Origin of the sequence: Streptomyces sp. NA02950 (genome assembly GCF_013364155.1) — a bacterium.
Lineage (GTDB): Bacteria > Actinomycetota > Actinomycetes > Streptomycetales > Streptomycetaceae > Streptomyces.
The window spans coordinates 2371084-2388082 of record NZ_CP054916.1 but is presented as its reverse complement, the minus strand read 5'-3'; the positions used below and the strand labels follow the sequence as shown (position 1 = coordinate 2388082).

Annotated in this window: 14 protein-coding genes; 5 read left to right on the top strand and 9 right to left on the bottom strand. The window is 73.3% G+C overall.

All coding sequences use genetic code 11. From position 1 onward, the window contains the following. Positions 1-5: 5 nt before the first annotated feature. A complete protein-coding gene (gene hemQ / locus HUT19_RS10060) occupies positions 6-722 on the top strand; it encodes a hydrogen peroxide-dependent heme synthase (RefSeq protein ID WP_176180129.1) in 717 nt (238 codons plus the stop codon). 64 nt (positions 723-786) lie between these two features. Here the strand turns inward: hemQ and HUT19_RS10055 are convergent, their stop codons facing one another. The 4 genes from HUT19_RS10055 to HUT19_RS10040 form a co-directional block, all read right to left on the bottom strand. Beyond that, a complete protein-coding gene (locus HUT19_RS10055; protein ID WP_254885510.1) occupies positions 787-2604 on the bottom strand; it encodes an alpha/beta hydrolase in 1818 nt (605 codons plus the stop codon). A gap of 100 nt (positions 2605-2704) precedes the next feature. Beyond that, complete coding sequence (locus HUT19_RS10050; RefSeq protein WP_176180128.1) at positions 2705-3511, bottom strand: TIGR04222 domain-containing membrane protein; 807 nt, start codon at positions 3509-3511, stop codon at positions 2705-2707. Between the two features lie 115 nt (positions 3512-3626). Next, positions 3627-4667: a TIGR04222 domain-containing membrane protein gene (locus HUT19_RS10045; protein ID WP_176180127.1), complete on the bottom strand. Its 1041-nt coding sequence runs from the start codon at positions 4665-4667 to the stop codon at positions 3627-3629. A gap of 5 nt (positions 4668-4672) precedes the next feature. After that, positions 4673-5992: a DUF692 domain-containing protein gene (locus HUT19_RS10040; protein WP_176180126.1), complete on the bottom strand. Its 1320-nt coding sequence runs from the start codon at positions 5990-5992 to the stop codon at positions 4673-4675. Between the two features lie 551 nt (positions 5993-6543). Between HUT19_RS10040 and HUT19_RS10035 the strand changes: the two genes are divergently transcribed. Then, positions 6544-8523 carry a transglycosylase domain-containing protein gene (locus tag HUT19_RS10035; RefSeq protein WP_176180125.1) on the top strand — a complete coding sequence of 660 codons (1980 nt, stop codon included), beginning with the start codon at positions 6544-6546 and terminating at the stop codon, positions 8521-8523. 116 nt (positions 8524-8639) lie between these two features. On the opposite strand, the gene HUT19_RS10030 is transcribed toward HUT19_RS10035, so the two are convergent. Continuing rightward, positions 8640-9938 carry a hypothetical protein gene (locus HUT19_RS10030; protein ID WP_254886144.1) on the bottom strand — a complete coding sequence of 433 codons (1299 nt, stop codon included), beginning with the start codon at positions 9936-9938 and terminating at the stop codon, positions 8640-8642. A 99-nt stretch (positions 9939-10037) separates the two neighbouring features. Further along, positions 10038-11435 (bottom strand): hypothetical protein, encoded by a 1398-nt coding sequence (locus HUT19_RS10025; RefSeq protein ID WP_176180124.1) that lies wholly within the window; start codon positions 11433-11435, stop codon positions 10038-10040. A gap of 165 nt (positions 11436-11600) precedes the next feature. Here HUT19_RS10025 and HUT19_RS10020 point away from each other — a divergent pair, with 165 nt between their 5' ends. Together HUT19_RS10020 and HUT19_RS10015 are read left to right on the top strand one after the other, a co-directional pair. Beyond that, complete coding sequence (locus tag HUT19_RS10020; protein WP_176180123.1) at positions 11601-12887, top strand: molybdopterin-dependent oxidoreductase; 1287 nt, start codon at positions 11601-11603, stop codon at positions 12885-12887. A gap of 68 nt (positions 12888-12955) precedes the next feature. Next, positions 12956-13396 (top strand): hypothetical protein, encoded by a 441-nt coding sequence (locus HUT19_RS10015; protein ID WP_368661683.1) that lies wholly within the window; start codon positions 12956-12958, stop codon positions 13394-13396. A gap of 508 nt (positions 13397-13904) precedes the next feature. Here the strand turns inward: HUT19_RS10015 and HUT19_RS10010 are convergent. The 3 genes from HUT19_RS10010 to HUT19_RS10000 are packed head-to-tail and all read right to left on the bottom strand — an operon-like array spanning position 13905 to position 16101. Next, positions 13905-14690 (bottom strand): class I SAM-dependent methyltransferase, encoded by a 786-nt coding sequence (locus tag HUT19_RS10010; RefSeq protein WP_176180121.1) that lies wholly within the window; start codon positions 14688-14690, stop codon positions 13905-13907. Next, positions 14687-15370 carry a DUF2064 domain-containing protein gene (locus HUT19_RS10005; RefSeq protein ID WP_254885509.1) on the bottom strand — a complete coding sequence of 228 codons (684 nt, stop codon included), beginning with the start codon at positions 15368-15370 and terminating at the stop codon, positions 14687-14689. The genes HUT19_RS10010 and HUT19_RS10005 overlap by 4 nt, the downstream gene beginning before the upstream one ends. After that, positions 15367-16101 carry a glycosyltransferase family 2 protein gene (locus HUT19_RS10000; protein ID WP_176180120.1) on the bottom strand — a complete coding sequence of 245 codons (735 nt, stop codon included), beginning with the start codon at positions 16099-16101 and terminating at the stop codon, positions 15367-15369. Before HUT19_RS10000 ends, HUT19_RS10005 begins: the two co-directional genes overlap by 4 nt. A gap of 123 nt (positions 16102-16224) precedes the next feature. On the opposite strand from HUT19_RS10000, the gene HUT19_RS09995 reads away from it, so the two are divergent. Beyond that, positions 16225-16995 (top strand): response regulator transcription factor, encoded by a 771-nt coding sequence (locus tag HUT19_RS09995; RefSeq protein WP_176180119.1) that lies wholly within the window; start codon positions 16225-16227, stop codon positions 16993-16995. Positions 16996-16999: the final 4 nt, after the last annotated feature.

Sequence of the window (16999 nt, the reverse complement as noted above, 5' to 3'; positions counted from 1 at the left end):
GGAGCATGACTGCTGCCCCTGAGAAGACTCCCCACGCCGGCAAGAAGGCCAAGGACCTCAACGAGGTCATCCGCTACACCCTGTGGTCGGTGTTCCGGCTGCGTGATGTGCTGCCGGAGGACCGCGCCGGCTACGCCGACGAGGTCGAGGAGCTCTTCGCCCAGCTCGCCGCCAAGGACGTCACCGTGCGCGGCGTCTACGACCTGTCCGGGCTGCGGGCCGACGCGGACGTCATGATCTGGTGGCACTCGGAGACCTCGGACGCCCTCCAGGAGGCGTACAGCCTCTTCCGCCGCACCCGGCTGGGCCGGGCCCTGGAGCCGGTGTGGTCGAACATGGCGCTGCACCGCCCGGCGGAGTTCAACAAGTCGCACATCCCCGCCTTCCTCGCGGACGAGCGGGCGCGTGACTACGTCAGCGTCTACCCGTTCGTGCGGTCCTACGACTGGTACCTGCTGCCGGACGAGGAGCGCCGCGCGATGCTCGCCGACCACGGCAAGATGGCGCGCGGCTACCCGGACGTGCGCGCCAACACCGTCGCCTCCTTCTCGCTCGGCGACTACGAGTGGATCCTCGCCTTCGAGGCGGACGAACTGCACCGGATCGTCGACCTCATGCGCCATCTGCGCGGCTCCGAGGCGCGCCGCCATGTGCGCGAGGAGGTGCCGTTCTTCACCGGACGGCGCAAGGAGGTCTCCGAGCTGGTCGCCGGACTCGCCTGACGGCGCGGCCGACGCCGGACGCCCGGCACCCGCGGGGGTGCCGGGCGTCCGGGGTCTCAGGCCCTCACGGGGAGCCGGGCAGTGCGGCGGGCTGCTTGCCGGAGTCGGGCAGCGGGGCCGGTTCCGGCTGCGGTTCCGGCTCCGCGCGGGCGGCGCAGTCGGCGCTCCGGCCGGGGGTCTTCCCGGTCAGCAGATAGGTGTCGACATACCGGTTGACGCATGCGTTGGGGCCGCCCCACAGCCCGTGCGTCCCCGCGTTCCGCTCGGTCACCAGTGAGGAGCCGGGCAGCCGCCGCCACAGCTCCTTCGCCCCCGCGTACGGCGTGGCCGCGTCGCGTTCGGCGGACAGCAGCAGCACCGGCGGCAGGGTGCCGCGGCCCGGCCCGGTGCCCGTACCGATGCCGATGTCGAGCGGGCGCTGGTGCGGCACCGGCCAGAACGCGCACGGCAGGTTCATCGCGACGTTGTCCCAGGTCTCGAAGGGCGCGCGGCGGGCGAGGGCGGTGTTGTCGCGGTCCCAGGTGCCCCAGGTGCGCGGCCAGGGGGCGTCATTGCACTCCACGGCCGTGTAGACGGCGTTGCCGTTCTCGTCTTCCGCGGCCGTGGCGGGGTCCGGCGCGGCCAGGTCGGCCAGCGGGGCGGGGTCGCCGCGCAGATAGGCGGCCAGCGCCCGGGCGCTCGGGTCCCAGTAGTCGTCGTTGTAGCCGGTGCGCAGGAACGCGTGTTGGAGCTGGGCGGTGCCCACCGCGCCCGCGGGCTCCCGCGTCAGCCGTGCCCGCGCCTTCTCGTACGAGGCGAGCACCCGCTCCGCGGTGGTGCCGAGGTGGTAGACGTCGTCATGGCGGGCCACCCAGCCGCGCCAGTCCCGCCAGCGGCGCTCGAAGGCGAGCGACTGCTCGAGGTTGTTGCGGTACCAGATCTGCCAGGGGTCGGGGTTGACCACGCTGTCGAAGACCATCCGGCGTACATGGCCGGGGAAGAGCGTGGCGTACACCGCGCCGTAGTACGTGCCGTACGAGGCGCCGATGAAGGTCAGCCGCCGCTCGCCCAGCGCGGCGCGCAGCACGTCGAGGTCACGGGCGTTGTCCAGGGTGGTGTAGTGCGCGAGCGCGGACCCCGCGCTGCGGGCGCAGCCCCGCGCGTACGCCTTGGCCCGGGCCACCATGCGCCGTTTGAAGGCGGCCGACGGATGGGGCGGGGAGCTGGTGGGAGCCTTGGCGAAGACCGTGGGCGATTGGCAGGACAGCGGTGCGGAGCGGCCGACTCCGCGGGGTGCGTAGCCGACGAAGTCGTACACCGCCGCCACTCGCCGGAACTCCTCCTCGGGCGCGTACGAGGGGAACGCCATCCCGGAGGCGCCGGGTCCGCCCGGGTTGTAGACCAGCGCCCCCTGGCGCCGGGCCTTGGGGCCGGTGGCACGCACCCGGCTGACGGTGAGGGAGATCTGCGGGCCGCCGGGCCGCGCGTAGTCCAGCGGGACGGAGACCGTGCCGCAGGTGACGGGGGCGGTCAGTGCCTCGGCACGGGGGCAGCGGCCGAAGTGGATCCCGCGGGCGGCGGCCCGCCGGGCGGCGAGCGCCACGCCCTGGGCCTCGGCGGCCCGGCCGAGGGGAGCTGCGGCCAGCGCGGAGGAGACGGGGGAGGCGGGGGAGGCGGGAGAGACGGACCAGGCGGGAGCGGCGGCCGGCGGAGCGGCGGCGGTCCCGGCGGACACGGCGGCCCGGGCGCGCACGGCGGCGGTGGCACCGGCCGTGGTGCCGCTGGTGTGCGGTGGGGCGGGCGCGGCCAGCGGACGGCCGGTGGCCGGGGTGGCCAGCAGCGCGGTCATACCGAGCGACAGGGAAAGCGGTCCGAGGATGCCGTACAGCGCTGCTGCTCTCACAAGCCATCCCTTTCCGCGGTGCGCGAAAATGCGTGACGCGATAAAAGGCATATTTCGTGCGGTTGTTGGCTGTGTAAAGCACCGCGCGGCGGTGTCGGGGTCATTGACCCCAATGCGCCTTCAGTGCCGCGCGCAGCGCGGGGTCGGGGAGCGCGGCGGTGCCGTGGACCGCGACCGCGGTGAGCAGCTCGCCGTCGTCACCTCCGTCGTCGGCCCCGCCCCCGCCGTGCCGGGTCGCGGCCCGCCGCGGGGGTACGTCGATCCGGCCCAGCAGCTGCTGTCCGGCCGGGGACGCCCAGCGCGAGTACGGATGCGCCTCGACCCGGGCGATCACCAGACAGCTCGCGGTGAGGACCAGCGGCAGTCCGAACCACGCCGCCACCGGCCCGTGCCCCGGCGCGGGCGGCACCAGCGACAGCGCGGCCGCCGCCGACAGCAGGACCAGCACCCCCGCCGCCCCGACCTGCCGTACCGCGGACGCCACGTTCGTCCGCGCGTCGGTGGACACCGCGAGCCCCGCGCCCACCAGCCGCTCGGCCAGGGCCCGTACCGGCTCGGCGGAGGCGAGGGCGGTCCGGACGGCCGGTACGGGCGACGCGCCCTGCGCACCGATCGCGGAGATCACCGAGCGCTCCAGATCGTTCCGGCCCTCGGGGTCCACCACCGTGACCCAGCCGGTGTGGGCGAGCAGCAGACGGCGCTCGCGGTACATGGTCACCAGCGCGAGATCGCCGACCCGGCGCGGGCCGCCCGCCAGAAAGGCCGTCTCGTACAGGCCCAACGCCGCCGAGCGCAGGGCCGGGTCGGGGTCCAGGGGCTGGGCGGCGGCGACCGCGGCCCGGCACAGCCGGGCGCAGCTGATAACCGCGGCACCCCAGGCGACGAGCAGGAACGGGACCCACAACATGGCCGAGTTCTACTGGACCGGGCCCGTCCGCGCCACAGTTTTCACGATGTGGAACGGCGCGGGCGGTATGGGCTCCACGTGCCGTGGTGTCCTCAGCGCGCCCGTTCCGGGTGGCTCAGCCCCCTCCGCCGCAGCCACCGCCTCCGCCGCAGCTGGAACCGCCACCGCAGCTCGATCCGCCGCCCCCGCCTCCGCACGACGAGCTGCTGCCGCAGGAGGACCCACCGCAGCCGGAACCGCCTCCGCCGCACCACGAGCCGCCGGAGGAGTCCGAGGAGGGGCCGGTGTACCCGCCGGGGCCCCCCGCGCCGACCGACGCCCTGCCCGCCTCCAGCAGCTGGTCCCGCAGCACCTGATCGTCGGCCAGGGCCACCGCGCCGCCCAGCGCGACGGCGACCGCCACGGCGGCCGCGGCCTGGGCGGCGTACGGACCGTGATGACCCGGTCCGGGGTCCCCCGGTCCGACCTGCCCCGGGCGGTGGTCCGGCACGGGGGCGGTCGTGGGAGTGGTCGCGGCCTGCGCGGTGTACGTCCGCAGCGCCCGCTTCCCGGCACCGGTCACCCGGTGCTTGCCCGCGTTCGCGCAGGCCGCGCCGATGATGAAGCCGAGGAACAGCGGGGGGAGGACCTCGACGATGAACGGCAGCTCGTGCAAGCTGTCGCTGTCCTGGTTCGTCGTCGCCCAGACGCTCGCGAAGATCCCCAGCCAGCAGGCCACGATCTGCGCCACCGCCCAGCGCCGCCAGGGGCGGGCGGCCTCGGGCCGCACCATCAGCCCGCGCCGTGCCAGCCCGTCGCCGATCGCCTGCACCTCCGCACTGCGCATCAGCTCCCGGCGCAGCAGGGCCAGTCCGCCGTGCGGGGTGCGGGCGCAGAGCGTCAGCAGCGCGTTCTCCACGGGGTGGCGCGCGACCGGCTGCCGTACCGAGACCACCCCGGGGCCGCCGACCGCCAGCCGTCCGTCCTTGTGCATCGTGCTGATCACGGTGTCCGCCACCCGGCCGGGCCCGCCCGCCAGGAACGCGGCCTCCAGGACGTCGTGCGCCTGGGCGTACATCGGGCCGTCGGCCGCCTTGCGGGAGCGGACGGTGCCCGTGATGAGGGTCATCGCGGAGACCGCGACCGCCACATAGACCAGAGCCACTGCCGTATCCATGTCTCTCACCTTCCGCTCAGCGCGTGGCGCAGGGCGCGGGCGAAGCGCGCCGCGGGGTTCACCGGCAGCGGGGCGGGCCCCGACCGCTCCTTCCACCACTGGGTCAGCCGCCGCCGTGCCGCCGGGTCCCGGGGCAGATCGTCGGCGAGCAGATACTCGGCGAACGACAGCGCGTCGCGGCGGTAGCCGCCGGTCATCGGGCGGCTGTCCGCGTAGGCCACGAAGGCCGGGCGGAAACCGTCGCCCAGGATCTCCGGCAGCTCGGGCGCCACATGGGCGATCACCGAGGCCCGCTTGGCCGTCAGCGCCTTGCTCTGGACGCGCAGCCGCCGCCGGTCGAAGCCTTCGGGGGCCGGGGTGCCCGCGACGAGCGCGGACAGCAGGGAGGTCTGGCCGAGCGCGAGCCGCTGCCGGGCGGCGTCGAGCGCGGCCTCGCCGGGGCCGTCGGCCATCGGGGGAGCGTCCGGGGTCGCCTCAGCGGTCCGCGGGATCGCGGGGGCCGTCCCCGCCGCTGTCACTGCGCGGATCGCGTCGAGTTCGCCCGCCAGCTCCTCGGCCGCCGGGAAGTCCTCGTCGCGCTCCAGCAGTACGCCGGGCGGTGCCGTCCGCGCGCACAGCTCGGCGAGCACGTCGAGCACCGGCTGGGTCACCGGATGGGCATGGCTGTCATGCCACACCCCGTCCCGTTCGACACCGCCCGCCACATGGACGTAGGCGATGGCCTCGGTCGGCAGCTCGTCCAGGGCCTTGGCCGGGTCCTCGCCCCGGTTGACGTGGTTGGTGTGCAGATTGGCGACGTCGATCAGCAGCCGCACCCCGGTCCGCTCCACCAACTCGGCCAGAAACCGCCCCTCCGTCATCTCCTCGCCGGGCCAGGAGATCAGCGCCGCGATGTTCTCCAGCGCGAGCGGCACCGGCAGCGCGTCCTGCGCGATTTGTACGTTCGCGCACAGCACGTCGAGCGCGTCCCGGGTGCGGGGCACCGGCAGCAGATGCCCCGCCTCGATCAGGGGGGACGCGGTGACCGGCCCCCCGGCCCGTACGAACGCGATGTGCTCGGTGACCAGCGGCGCGCCCAGCGCCTCCGCCCGCTCGCCGAGGGCCTTGAGCCGCTCGGGGTCGGGCGGTTCGGCACCGCCCAGGCCCAGGGAGACGCCGTGCGGCACCACGGTGGTGCCGCGCTCCCGCAGCCGCTCCAGCGCGTCGGGCACATGGCCGGGGCAGATGTTCTCCGCGACCACCTCCACCCAGTCGATGCCGGGCAGTTCGGCGATGTCATCGGCGATTTCCGGTCGCCAGCCGATTCCGGTACCGAGGCGCACCATGGCTCCCCCTCCTCGTTCCGTACCGCGTTCCGCGCGGTGTGTTCTCGCGTGCCGGGGTCATGACCCCACAGGAAGAGGACGAATCCCCCGGCCGTCCGGTTCAGAGGTTCATTTGAGCTTCGGAGGTTCACTCCGGGAGGGGCCCCGGGGGCTCGGGGACGGTCCCGGGGCGGGATCGGGGGCGGACCGCACGGCCGCCCCTCCTCCCCTCCGGGGCCCGTGTGGCGGCGGGTGTCCGGCGGGGGCGAATGGTCACCGGCCGTCCCGAGTTGTGGAATTTCGTCACTGTTACAAAATTTTGGGCCCCTGCGGCGACAGGTGTCAGGAGGGGAAAATAGGATCGTGTGGTCGTGAGGGGGATGGAAGATCACATCTTTGTGCCGCGCCCGCGCGCGGAGTGAGCGTGGGGGAAAGAAGTGCAGGGCAGCAGCGACAGCAACGCGGCGGGGAAGCACCGGAGGCACCGCCGTGCCGCTCCTCCGAGGGTCCGGCGCGGTCGGGTTCCCCCGGGGGGCCGCCGCCGTTCGACGACGCCCTCGGGGCGCAGGCTCATGCTGCTGCGCCGCTGGGCGGCCGGCAGTGTCCGGCTGGACTATCCCCGGGCGGGCAGAAGGGGGGTGTGGCGCTGGCTGCCGTCATGGCGTCAGACGTCCCTGTTCTTCCTCTTCTGCCTGGGCATCATGACCGGGCTGCTGAGCTTCCTCTATTTGCGGACGGACATACCCGAGGACCTGAACGACTTCGCCACCCAGCAGGACAATGTCTACTACTGGGCCGACGGCAGCGAGATGGCCCGCACCGGACCGGTCAACCGCCAGGAGGTCCCCCTCGAGAAGGTGCCGGAAAAGGTCCAGTGGGCCGTTCTGGCCGCCGAGAACGCCAGTTTCTACTCCGACAGCGGGGTCTCGCCCAGCGGGCTGATGCGCGCCGTGACCCGGATGGTGACCGGCGGGGAAACCCAGGGCGGTTCCACCATCACGCAGCAGTACGTGAAGAACGCCTATCTGAATCAGCGCCAGACGTTCTCCCGCAAGCTCACCGAGATGTTCATGGCGATCAAGCTGGACGACCGGATGAGCAAGGAGGAGATTCTCGAGCGGTATCTGAACACCAGCTGGTTCGGCCGTGGCACCTACGGTATTCAGCGGGCCGCCTACGCGTACTACGGCAAGGACGTCTCGAAGCTGAATCCGAGCGAGGGCGCGCTGCTCGCCTCACTGCTCAAGGGAGCCGGGTCATACGACCCCACGCTCGGCGAGAAGAACCGCCAGCGGGTGACGGAGCGCTGGAAGTGGGTGCTCGACCGGATGGTCGACATCGGAAAGCTCTCACCCCAAGAGCGCGCGAAGTACACGAAGTTCCCCGAGCCCAAGGCGCCGCCCAAACCCGAGGGGCTGACCGGACAGGTCGGTTATCTGGTGGAGACCGCCCGGGCGTACGTCAGCTCTCACACCGAGATCTCCGACGCCGACTTCGACCTCGGTGGTTACCAGATCCACACCACCTTCGAGAAGCCGAAGGTGAACGCGCTGGCCAAGGCGGTGAAGAAGGCGCGCGCCTCGTTCGACCCCAAGGAACGGTCCGGCGACCGCCATGTGCGGATCGGTGCCGCCTCCGTCGCACCGGACGGCAGGATCGCCGCGCTGTACGGCGGCCCGGGCTATCTGGAGCAGGGGTTCAACGACGCCAACGCCTCCAATGTGCCCGCCGGTACGGCTTTCACCCCGTTCGTCTACGCCGCCGGGCTGCGTGACGGGGTGCTGCACGACCGCGAGGGCCCGCGGCAGCCGGTGGCCCCCACGAGCCTCTACGACGGCAACAACAAGGTGGCCGTGCGGACGCCGGAAGGCCCGTACTGGGACCGCAGCGGGAAGATCGTGCGGGCGAGCAACGACGGCGACAGGTCCTACGGGCAGGTCAGTCTGCGCCAGGCCATCGTGCAGTCGATCAACACCCCGATGATGCAACTCGGCATGGACGTCGGCCTGGAGCGGGTCCGGCAGGCCTCCATCGACGCGGGGATGCTGCCCAGCAGCTTCGGCGCCCGGGTGCCCGCGTTCTCGCTCGGCACCGCCACTCCCAGCTCCATCCGGATGGCCAGCGCCTACGGGACGTTCGCCGCCAAGGGCGTACACGCCCCGCCGTACTCGGTCAGCGGGCTCACCCGTAACGGGGAGAAGTTCCGGCTGAGCAGGGACCGCGCCCAGCGGGCGTTCAGCGAGGCGGTCGCGAACGAGGTGGACGACGCGCTGCGCGGCGCCGTCCGGAGCGAGGCGGGTTCGGCGCGCGAGGCCGGTGCCGCCGGACCCGATGTGGCCGGAAAGCGCGGTATGGCGCAGGACGGCACCTCGGCCTGGTTCGTCGGCTACACCAAGAAGCTGTCCACGGCGGTGTCGCTGTCGCGGGTGGACCCCAAGACCCAGGAGCTGCTGTCGCTGGAGGACCTGGGCGGAAGGGGCGCGGTCCCCTCGGTGGACACCTATCCGCTGTCCATCTGGACGCGCTATATGACGGTGGTCGGCCGGGAATGAGACAGCCGGGAATAAACAGCCGGGAATGAAACACACCCGGTTGTGAAACGGGAACGGCATCACCCCCGGGGGGAATGTCCCGGGGGTGATGGAGGAGAGGCCGCGCCGGACCGGCGCTATTTCTTGGTGAAGGTCCGCCAGTCCGGGGATTCCGCCGGATCCAGCATGCGCAGCTTGGCCAGCACCTCCGGGTCCTGGGCGTCCAGCCAGTCGGCGAGCTGTTTGAACGACACACACCGCACCCCCTTACGAGGGCAGACGTCCCGCATCACGTCCTCGACGGCCTGCATGTAGATGCCGCCGTTCCACTGCTCGAAGTGGTTCCCGATGAACAGCGGGGCGCGGCTGCCGTGGTAGACGCGCTCGAAGCCGTTCAGATAGCCCTCGCGGGTCAGCCGCTCCCACTCCGCGTGTTTCGACGGATCGCCCTCGGTGCTGTCCCCGGACTGGTTGAAGAGGAAGTTGAAGTCCATGGACAGGACCTGCTTCTCGCTCTCCGGGTACGGCACCAGCTGAAGCGGGAAGTTCCAGATGCCGTTGAGCTTCGACGGCCAGATCTGGAAGTCGCCCGGCGAACTGGCGTCATAGCGCCAGCCCATCGATTTGATCACCGGGAGCAGATTCTTCTGCCCCTCCAGACATGGGGCACGCCCACCCGCCAGTTCCACGTCGTAGTCGAAGGGCAGCGGCTTGATGTCGGTGAAACCGGTGTTGGTCTTCCAGTGCTTCACAAACGAATACGCCTGCTCGGTCTCGCTCTTCCACTCCTCCGCGGTCCAGTCCTGGCCGCCCTTGGCGCCGCAGAAGTGGCCGTTGAAGTGGGAGCCGATCTCGTTGCCCTCCTGCCAGGCGCCGCTCAGCTGTTCCAGCGTCTCCCGGATGTGCTCGTCGGTGGGGAAGGATATGGCGGCCGAGCCCCGCTTGTGCTGCGGGGGCTGGTACAGATAACTCTTCGACTTGGGCAGCAGATACATACCGCTCAGGAAGAACGTCATCGTGGCATTGCTCTCCTTGGCGACCTGACGGAATCGCGAGAAGAGATGGTCGTCGCTCTCCAGCGCCCCGTCCCACGAGAACACCACGAACTGCGGCGGTTTCTCACCGGGCTTGAGTTTCCGCGGCTTCAGCTGTTTCGGCTGCGGGCCGGTGTAGGAAGTGGAGCCGTCGCCGAGGACCTTGACCTTGCCGTCCCAGTCGGCGTATTTTTCCTTCTTCTTTTTCGCCTCCTTGGGCATACGGTCCGACCTCGGGGAGGCGGCGGCCGCGGGGACGTCTCCGTCCGGTGCGTCGCCCGCGCCTCCGCGCGAGGTCAGGGCTATCAGCAGGGCCACCACGACGGCCACGGCCGTGAGCGCGCCGAGGGGCCCCACCACTCCGTGGGCGCTCCGCGCGATTAAAACCTTCCACGCCTTCATGATCTTCAGCGCCTTCAACGGGTCCGCCCCCAGCACCAGTACAGATGTACATCCCCTCCAGTATCACAGAAGTATCACGTGCTCTTCACATCGGTCCCGTCACCATCCGGTCAGCAGCAGATGATTGATGAGAAGTGCCACCATGGCCTGGACCATGAGCCAGTGGCGCCGGTCCCGCGCGGGCAGCAGCGCGGTCCCGGGCAGCAGCCACAGGACGAACGGCAGCCAGATGCGCTCCGTCTCCGCCTTGCTCATACCGGACAGATCGGCGACGGCCAGTGCGAGCAGCGCGGCAGAGGTCAGCACCACCAGAGCGTCCGGCGCGCCCACCCCGCGGCCGCGCAGCCGCCGTACTGCCCCGGGGGCGGCCATGACGACCCGGCGCGCCCCGGCCACACAGGCCGGACCGGCGGCGACCCCCGCGACGGCGAGATTGGCCCACACCCAGTAGGCGTACGGCCGGTCCGCGGCGACGCCCTGGTAGTAGCGCTCCACCAGCAGGTGGTACCCCTCCCACCACACGAACCCGGACAGCGTGAACACGCCCGCCACCGCGGCCACTCCGGCCAGCACCCAGGGCAGCGGCTTCACCGTACGGGCGAGCACCAGCACGGCCAGGGCGGGCAGCGCCAGCAGGGTGAGCCCGTACGAGAGATACACCGTCAGGCCCAGCAGCAGCCCCGAGACCAGCGCCACGGCGCCCGGTGCCCGCACCGTGCGCCGGGCCGCGAGCGCCAGCAGCGCCAGAGCCCACGCCGCCACGGCGGCGAAGTAGCCGTCCGCCGAGGCCCCCGCCCACACCGCCGCCGGGGCGAGCACCAGGAACGGCGCTGCGGTGCGCGCCGCCTTTTCCGCGCCCAGCGCGCGCAGGGCGACCAGCACCGCGGCCGCCGCCGAACTCCCCACCGTGATGCAGAACGCCCCCGCCCACCCCCCGCCGCCCAGCCCCAGCCGGTCCAGCCCGACGAAGGTGAGCACCGCGCCCGGCGGATGGCCCGCGATATGCGCCGGCCAGTGGTCGGGCTGGGTCAGCAGGATGTGATCGGTGAACCCGCGCAGCGCCGCGCCGACGTTGTCGAACCGGTCCACGCCGCGCAGATACTCATGGCGCTGGGTCAGCCGCCCGGCCATCCCCCGGCCCCAGCCGTCGACCAGCGCCAGCGACCACGTCCACACCATGGCCGTCCCCCACACCGCCGCCAGCAGCCCGCGCCACGGCAGTCGCAGCGCGAGCCGCGGCCCGTGGACAACAACGGCCACCGCGACGGCCAGGGCAGCGGGCGTACCGGGCCCCACATGGGGCAGCCAGTCGGCGTACAGCGGCGCCCAGTCGACGTACAGGGAGTGGTCGGTGCGCTGGATCAGGGTGCCGACGACGGCGGCGACCGCGAAGAGGACGGCGCCCGCCACGGCGGCCAGCACATCCGGACGGCGGCCGGTCCGCCCGGGGGCAGCGGTGGTACGGGGCTCGCTGTCGATGCGGAGAGGGAGCTTCACGGCCTCACGCTATGTCCTGGAACCGGGGAACGGGCCGCCGCGTCGCGCCCCGTCACCGAACCGTCAGATCCTGGCAGCGCGCCTCTGAGCCGACCGCGCCGACGTCAGCGTTTCGTCATCGGTTGAAGCCCCCGGAAAGCGCCGGGGCGGCCCTACGGTCATGCCATGAGCCACCCTCCTCACCCCGGCCGCGCGCCCCGCATCCGCACTCCGTGGCGGAGCCCCCTGCGCGGCCCCTGGCTGACCTCCGTCTTCGGCCTGGTGCTGCTCGTCGGCATCCCCGTGCTCTTCGTGACCGGTCTGCTCTCGTACGCCGCCTACAACCCCGATCTGTCCCCGGTCAACGACAAGACGCCGGACAAGGGGCTGCTCGGCTTCTACCTCTTCTCCTGGCCGACGTCCCCCTCCTGGCTCTACCGCGTCACCCAGGGGGTCCACGTCACGCTTGGCGTCGTGCTCGTCCCCGTCCTGCTGGCGAAGCTCTGGTCGGTCGCCCCCAAGCTCTTCGAGCGGCCGCCGGTGCGGTCCCTGGCGCACGGCCTTGAGCGGCTGTCGCTGCTGGTGCTGGTGGGCGGCGGGCTCTTCGAGTTCGCCACCGGGGTGCTCAACGTCCAGCTGGACTACGTCTTCCCCGGGTCCTTCTACCCCCTGCACTTCTACGGCGCGTGGATCTCCATGGCCGCCGTTGTCGTCCATGTGGCCCTGCGCTTCCCCCGGATGGTGCGCGCGCTGAAGGGCCGCGATCTGCGGGCCGAACTGCGTACGCCGGTCTCCCGCACCCGGCCCGAACCGCCCGACGACACCGGTCTGGTGAGCCCCGACCCGGCCCCGCCCACCATGTCGCGCCGTGGCGCGCTCGGCATGGTCGGCGCCGGTTCGGTCGCCCTGCTGGCGGTGACGGCGGGCCAGAGCATCGGCGGTCCGCTGCGCGAGACGGCGCTGCTCGCCCCGCACAACCGAGAGCCCGGCCGGGGCCCCAACGGCTTCCAGATCAACAAGACCGCCGCGGGCGTCGGGATCCGCGCCCGTGACACGGGCCCCGACTGGCGGCTGGTGGTACGCGGTGGGGAGCGCGAACTCGTCCTGACCCGGCAGCAGGTGCTGCGGCTGCCCCGGCACGGCGCTTCGCTGCCCATCGCCTGCGTGGAGGGCTGGTCCACCCCCGACCAGCGGTGGGAGGGGGTACGGCTGGCCGACCTCGCCGCGCTCGTCGGCCACCGCGACCGGCCGCCGGGCGTCCTGGTGGAGTCCGTACAGCGGCATGGCTCCTTCCGCACCGTCGCCCTGCGCGACAACCAGGTCCGCGATCCGCGCTCGCTGCTCGCCCTGAAGGTCAACGGCGCGGATCTGTCACCGGATCACGGCTATCCGGCGCGCATCATCGTCCCCGGCGCCCCGGGTGTGCAGAACACGAAGTGGGTGGGGCGGCTGAGCTTCGGGGAGACGGTGTGAGGGGCGGGAAGGCGGAACGCCGCCGTGGTTGGCGAAACCGGTACGGGGAGTCCCCGTGGCATCTTCTGTTGCTGCTGTGCTCCTTCGCGCTGACCGCCTACGCCGGTGTCCGGCTGCTGCACGGCGACTGGCTCGGCATCGTGCTCTGGATCGTGGGCGCGGCCGTCCTGCACGACCTGGTGCTGCTGCCGCTGTACGCGCTCGTCGACCGGGCGGTGGGCGCGGTTCTGCCCGCCCCGGCCTCCTGGATCAACCACATCCGGGTGCCCGCCTTCGTCTCCGGGCTGTTGCTGCTGGTCTGGTTCCCGCTGATCCTGGGCGAGCAGACGCGGCGTTACGAACGCTCGACCGGGCTGTCGGCCGATGTCTTCCTGTGGCGCTGGCTGCTGATCACCGCCGCGCTCTTCACCGCGTCGGCCCTGTGGCTGGCCCTCCGGCTCTGGCACGCACGCCCGGGCGGCGCGGACCGTGAGCCCGCCGCCCGCCCGGCCCCGCCGAGCGACACCTGACCCGGCGCCCCCGCCGTCGTGAGCCCGCCCGGCCCGTTGGGCGCTCCGCGCCCGCCCGCCGCGCACACGTCGCGCCCTGCGCGATCACCTCAGCGCGGCGGGCGAGCGCTGTGGCGTGCCGGGCGTTCACGGTGGGCGGGCCGGACACGGGGCCGGGCCGGAGACGGACAGCCGGGGACGGGCGCCCGGGCGCGCTCCTGGCCGTCCGCGACGGGAGCGGCGGCACGCGCCACGGCGGGCGGTCAGGCGAGCGGCGGTGCGCGGGTGTACGCGGCCGGTGGCCGGGCGGGGGCGGTCCGCGCGTGGCGGATCGCAGGTAACGGGGCGGCCGGCTGGGCGGTGCGGGTGTAGGCGGCCGGTGTGGGCTGCGCCCGCGCTCGGTACGCGGCTGTGGGCCGCGCTCCGGGCGGTGACCGCGCCGCTCGCAGGCCGAGCCACGGCGGCCGGCCGGCGGTGCGGGTGGGATGTGCACCGCACCGCCGACCGGGGTCAGGGGGCCGGGCGGCCGTCAGCGCTCGGTGGCCGGGCCCGGTCCGGGCACCGCGCGGCGCAGGGCCACGAAGTCGCGGTCGAGCGCCGACCAGTGCTCGACGGCGGTCCAGCCCGCCGCGTGGGCGTGGCGCAGCAGGGCCGGGGCCCCCACCCGGGCCCAGGGGAAGTCCGTGCCGACGCCGCCGCGTCCGTCGTCCACCCGTACCCGCACCCGTTCGTCGATGTCCGACGGTGCCACCTCCACCAGCAGCAGCCCGTCCGGGGCGAGGACGCGGCCCACCCGGGCGAGCAGGGCCCGCGGGTCGCCGCCGATGCCGATGTTGCCGTCGATCAGCAGTGCCGTACCCCAGCGCCCTTCACCCGGCATCGGCTCGAACACCGAGCGGCACAGGGCCGGGGCGCCCGCCCCGACCGTGCGGGCGACCGCCGCCTGGCTCACGTCGATGCCCAGGCACGGGCGGCCGAGCAGGGCGAGCGCAACCACCAGCCGTCCGGGGCCGCAGCCGATGTCGAGGACGGGGCCCCGGCAGCGCGTCAGTACGGTGCGGTCGGCGGCGTCGGCGTCCGCGCACCAGCGTTCGACCTCCAGCGGCAGCATCCAGCCGTCGGCGCGGCGCAGGAACAGCGGTCCGCGTCCGGCGCGCAGCGCCCGCGTATAGGGGTCGGCACGCCAGGAGGACGGGGCTCCCCGGCCGTCGACCCGGCTGTCGGCCCGGCCCTTGCCCCGCTCGCGCACCGGTGCGTCCGGCACGTCCGGCGCGACCCGCGCGGCGCCCTTCCGTATCGACCCGGCCGCGCTCATCGGGCGGCCGTCCGCGCCGACAGCCGGGCGAGGGTCCGGGCGAACCGGCCGCCGGGGGCGGCGGCCGCCGCCTCCAGGGCGTCGCTCGCCGTGTCGACGTCTCGCAGCGCCGGCAGTTCGCGCACCCGCAGCCCCGCGCCCACGAGCCGACTCCGCTGTACGGCACCGGTGGTGGCGGTGGACATCGGCACTCCGCGCAGCAGCCCGGGGTCCGGTTCGGCAAGGCCCAGCGCCCAGAAGCCGCCGTCGGCGGCCGGGCCGAACCACGCGTCGCAGCCGGTCCAGCCGTCCGCGTCCAGCACCGGGGCGAGGAGGGCGGGGGTGATCTGCGGGGTGTCCATGCCGATCAGCAGGGTGGGCCCCCGGCAGCCCTCGAACGCGCCCGCCAGCCGTTCGTCGAGACCGCCGCCGCACTGCCCCACCACCTCGATGCCCGGCGGCAGCCACGGCCCAGGACGGCCGTCGAGGGCCAGCACCCTGCGGCGCGCGGGCATGTCGGCCACGACCCGCAGGGTGTCGGCGAGGGCGGCCTCGGCGAGCGCGGCGGCCTCCGCCGGGGTGTACGGGGGAGTGAGCCGCGTCTTCACCCGGCCCGCCACCGGCTCCTTGGCGATGACGAGCAGCGTGGTCCCCGCCCCGCGCCCGTTCCCCCCGCCGGCCACGTCCCGCGCGGGGCTCACCGGGCCGCCTTCGCCCGGCCGTTCACCCCGGCGGTGGGCGCCCGCGGCCGCCGCAGCACCGCCCGCATGTCGCGTACCGCGTGCCAGGTGCCCCGCCAGGTGCCGGTGACCTTCGACGCCCCCGCACGCGGCAGATACGGCACATCGCGCTCCTCGACCCGCCACCCCGCGTCGGACGCCCGCACCACCATTTGCAGCGGATAGCCGCTGCGCCGGTCGGTGAGGCCGAGGCCGAGCAGCGGTTCGCGCCGCGCGGCCCGCAGCGGGCCGAGGTCGTGCAGCTTCAGGCCGGTTCGCCGGCGGAGCATCCGGGCGAGGGCGATGTTGCCGAGCCGGGCGTGCGCCGGCCAGGCCCCCCGCCCCTGGGGACGGCGGCGGCCCAGCACCAGGTCCGCACCGTCCTCGGCGAGCGTCGTGACGAAACCGGTCAGCAGCGCGGGGTCGAGCGTGGCGTCGCAGTCGCAGAAGCAGACGAACTCCGCCTCGGCGGCGAGCAGGCCGGCGTGGCAGGCCGCCCCGAAACCGCGGCGGGACTCGTGCACGACGGTCGCGCCGCGGGCGCGGGCGATGGCGGCCGAGCCGTCCGTGGAGCCGTTGTCGACGACGATGGCGCGCCAGCCGTCGGGGATGCGTTCCAGCACCCAGGGCAGGGCCGCGGCCTCGTCCAGACACGGCAGGACGACGTCGGCACGGGGAACAACGTCGGAACGGGGAGTGATCGCATGTGTCACACGCCCCACACTACGAAGAAGAAAGCGACATTTCGGGCTTCAGCTCCTTACGAAACGCGGACGTCGCCCGGTCCCCGTCCGCCCGGGGTGGGCCCGGGCCCGGCTCGGTGCGAGGCTGGGGGAATGCAGCAGACCCCCACCCACGGCCGGGTCCTCGTCGTGGACGACGACCCGACCGTCGCCGAGGTCGTCGCCGGATACCTCGACCGCGCGGGCTATGACGTCGACCGGGCCGCCGACGGCCCCGAGGCGCTCGCCCGCGCCGCCGCCCGCTGGCCCGACCTGGTCGTCCTCGATCTGATGCTGCCGGGCATGGACGGGCTCCAGGTGTGCCGCACGCTCCGCGACCAGGGGCCGGTGCCGGTCATCATGCTCACCGCGCGCGGTGACGAGGACGACCGGATCCTCGGCCTGGAGATCGGCGCGGACGACTACGTGACCAAGCCGTTCAGCCCGCGCGAACTGGTGCTGCGCGTGGAGTCGGTACTCCGCCGCAGCCGCACCGGTCCGCGGGGTGCCCCCCTGGGCGGGACGCCCGGCGGCGCGGGCGGCCCCGCCCGGCCGGACGGGGTGCTCCGGCACGCCGGGATCACCCTCGACCCCACCGCCCGCCGCGCCACCCGTGACGGCCGCGAACTCGCCCTCACCCTCCGTGAGTTCGACCTGCTGGCCCATCTGCTGCGCCACCCCGGAGTGGCCTGCACCCGCGAGGAGCTGATGCGGGACGTCTGGGGCTGGGACTTCGGCGATCTGTCCACGGTCACCGTCCATGTGCGGCGGCTGCGCGGCAAGATCGAGGACGATCCGGGCGCACCGCGCCTCATCCAGACGGTCTGGGGCGTCGGCTACCGCTTCGACACCCCCTCGTCCCAGACCGCGGACCGCGAGGGCTGATCGC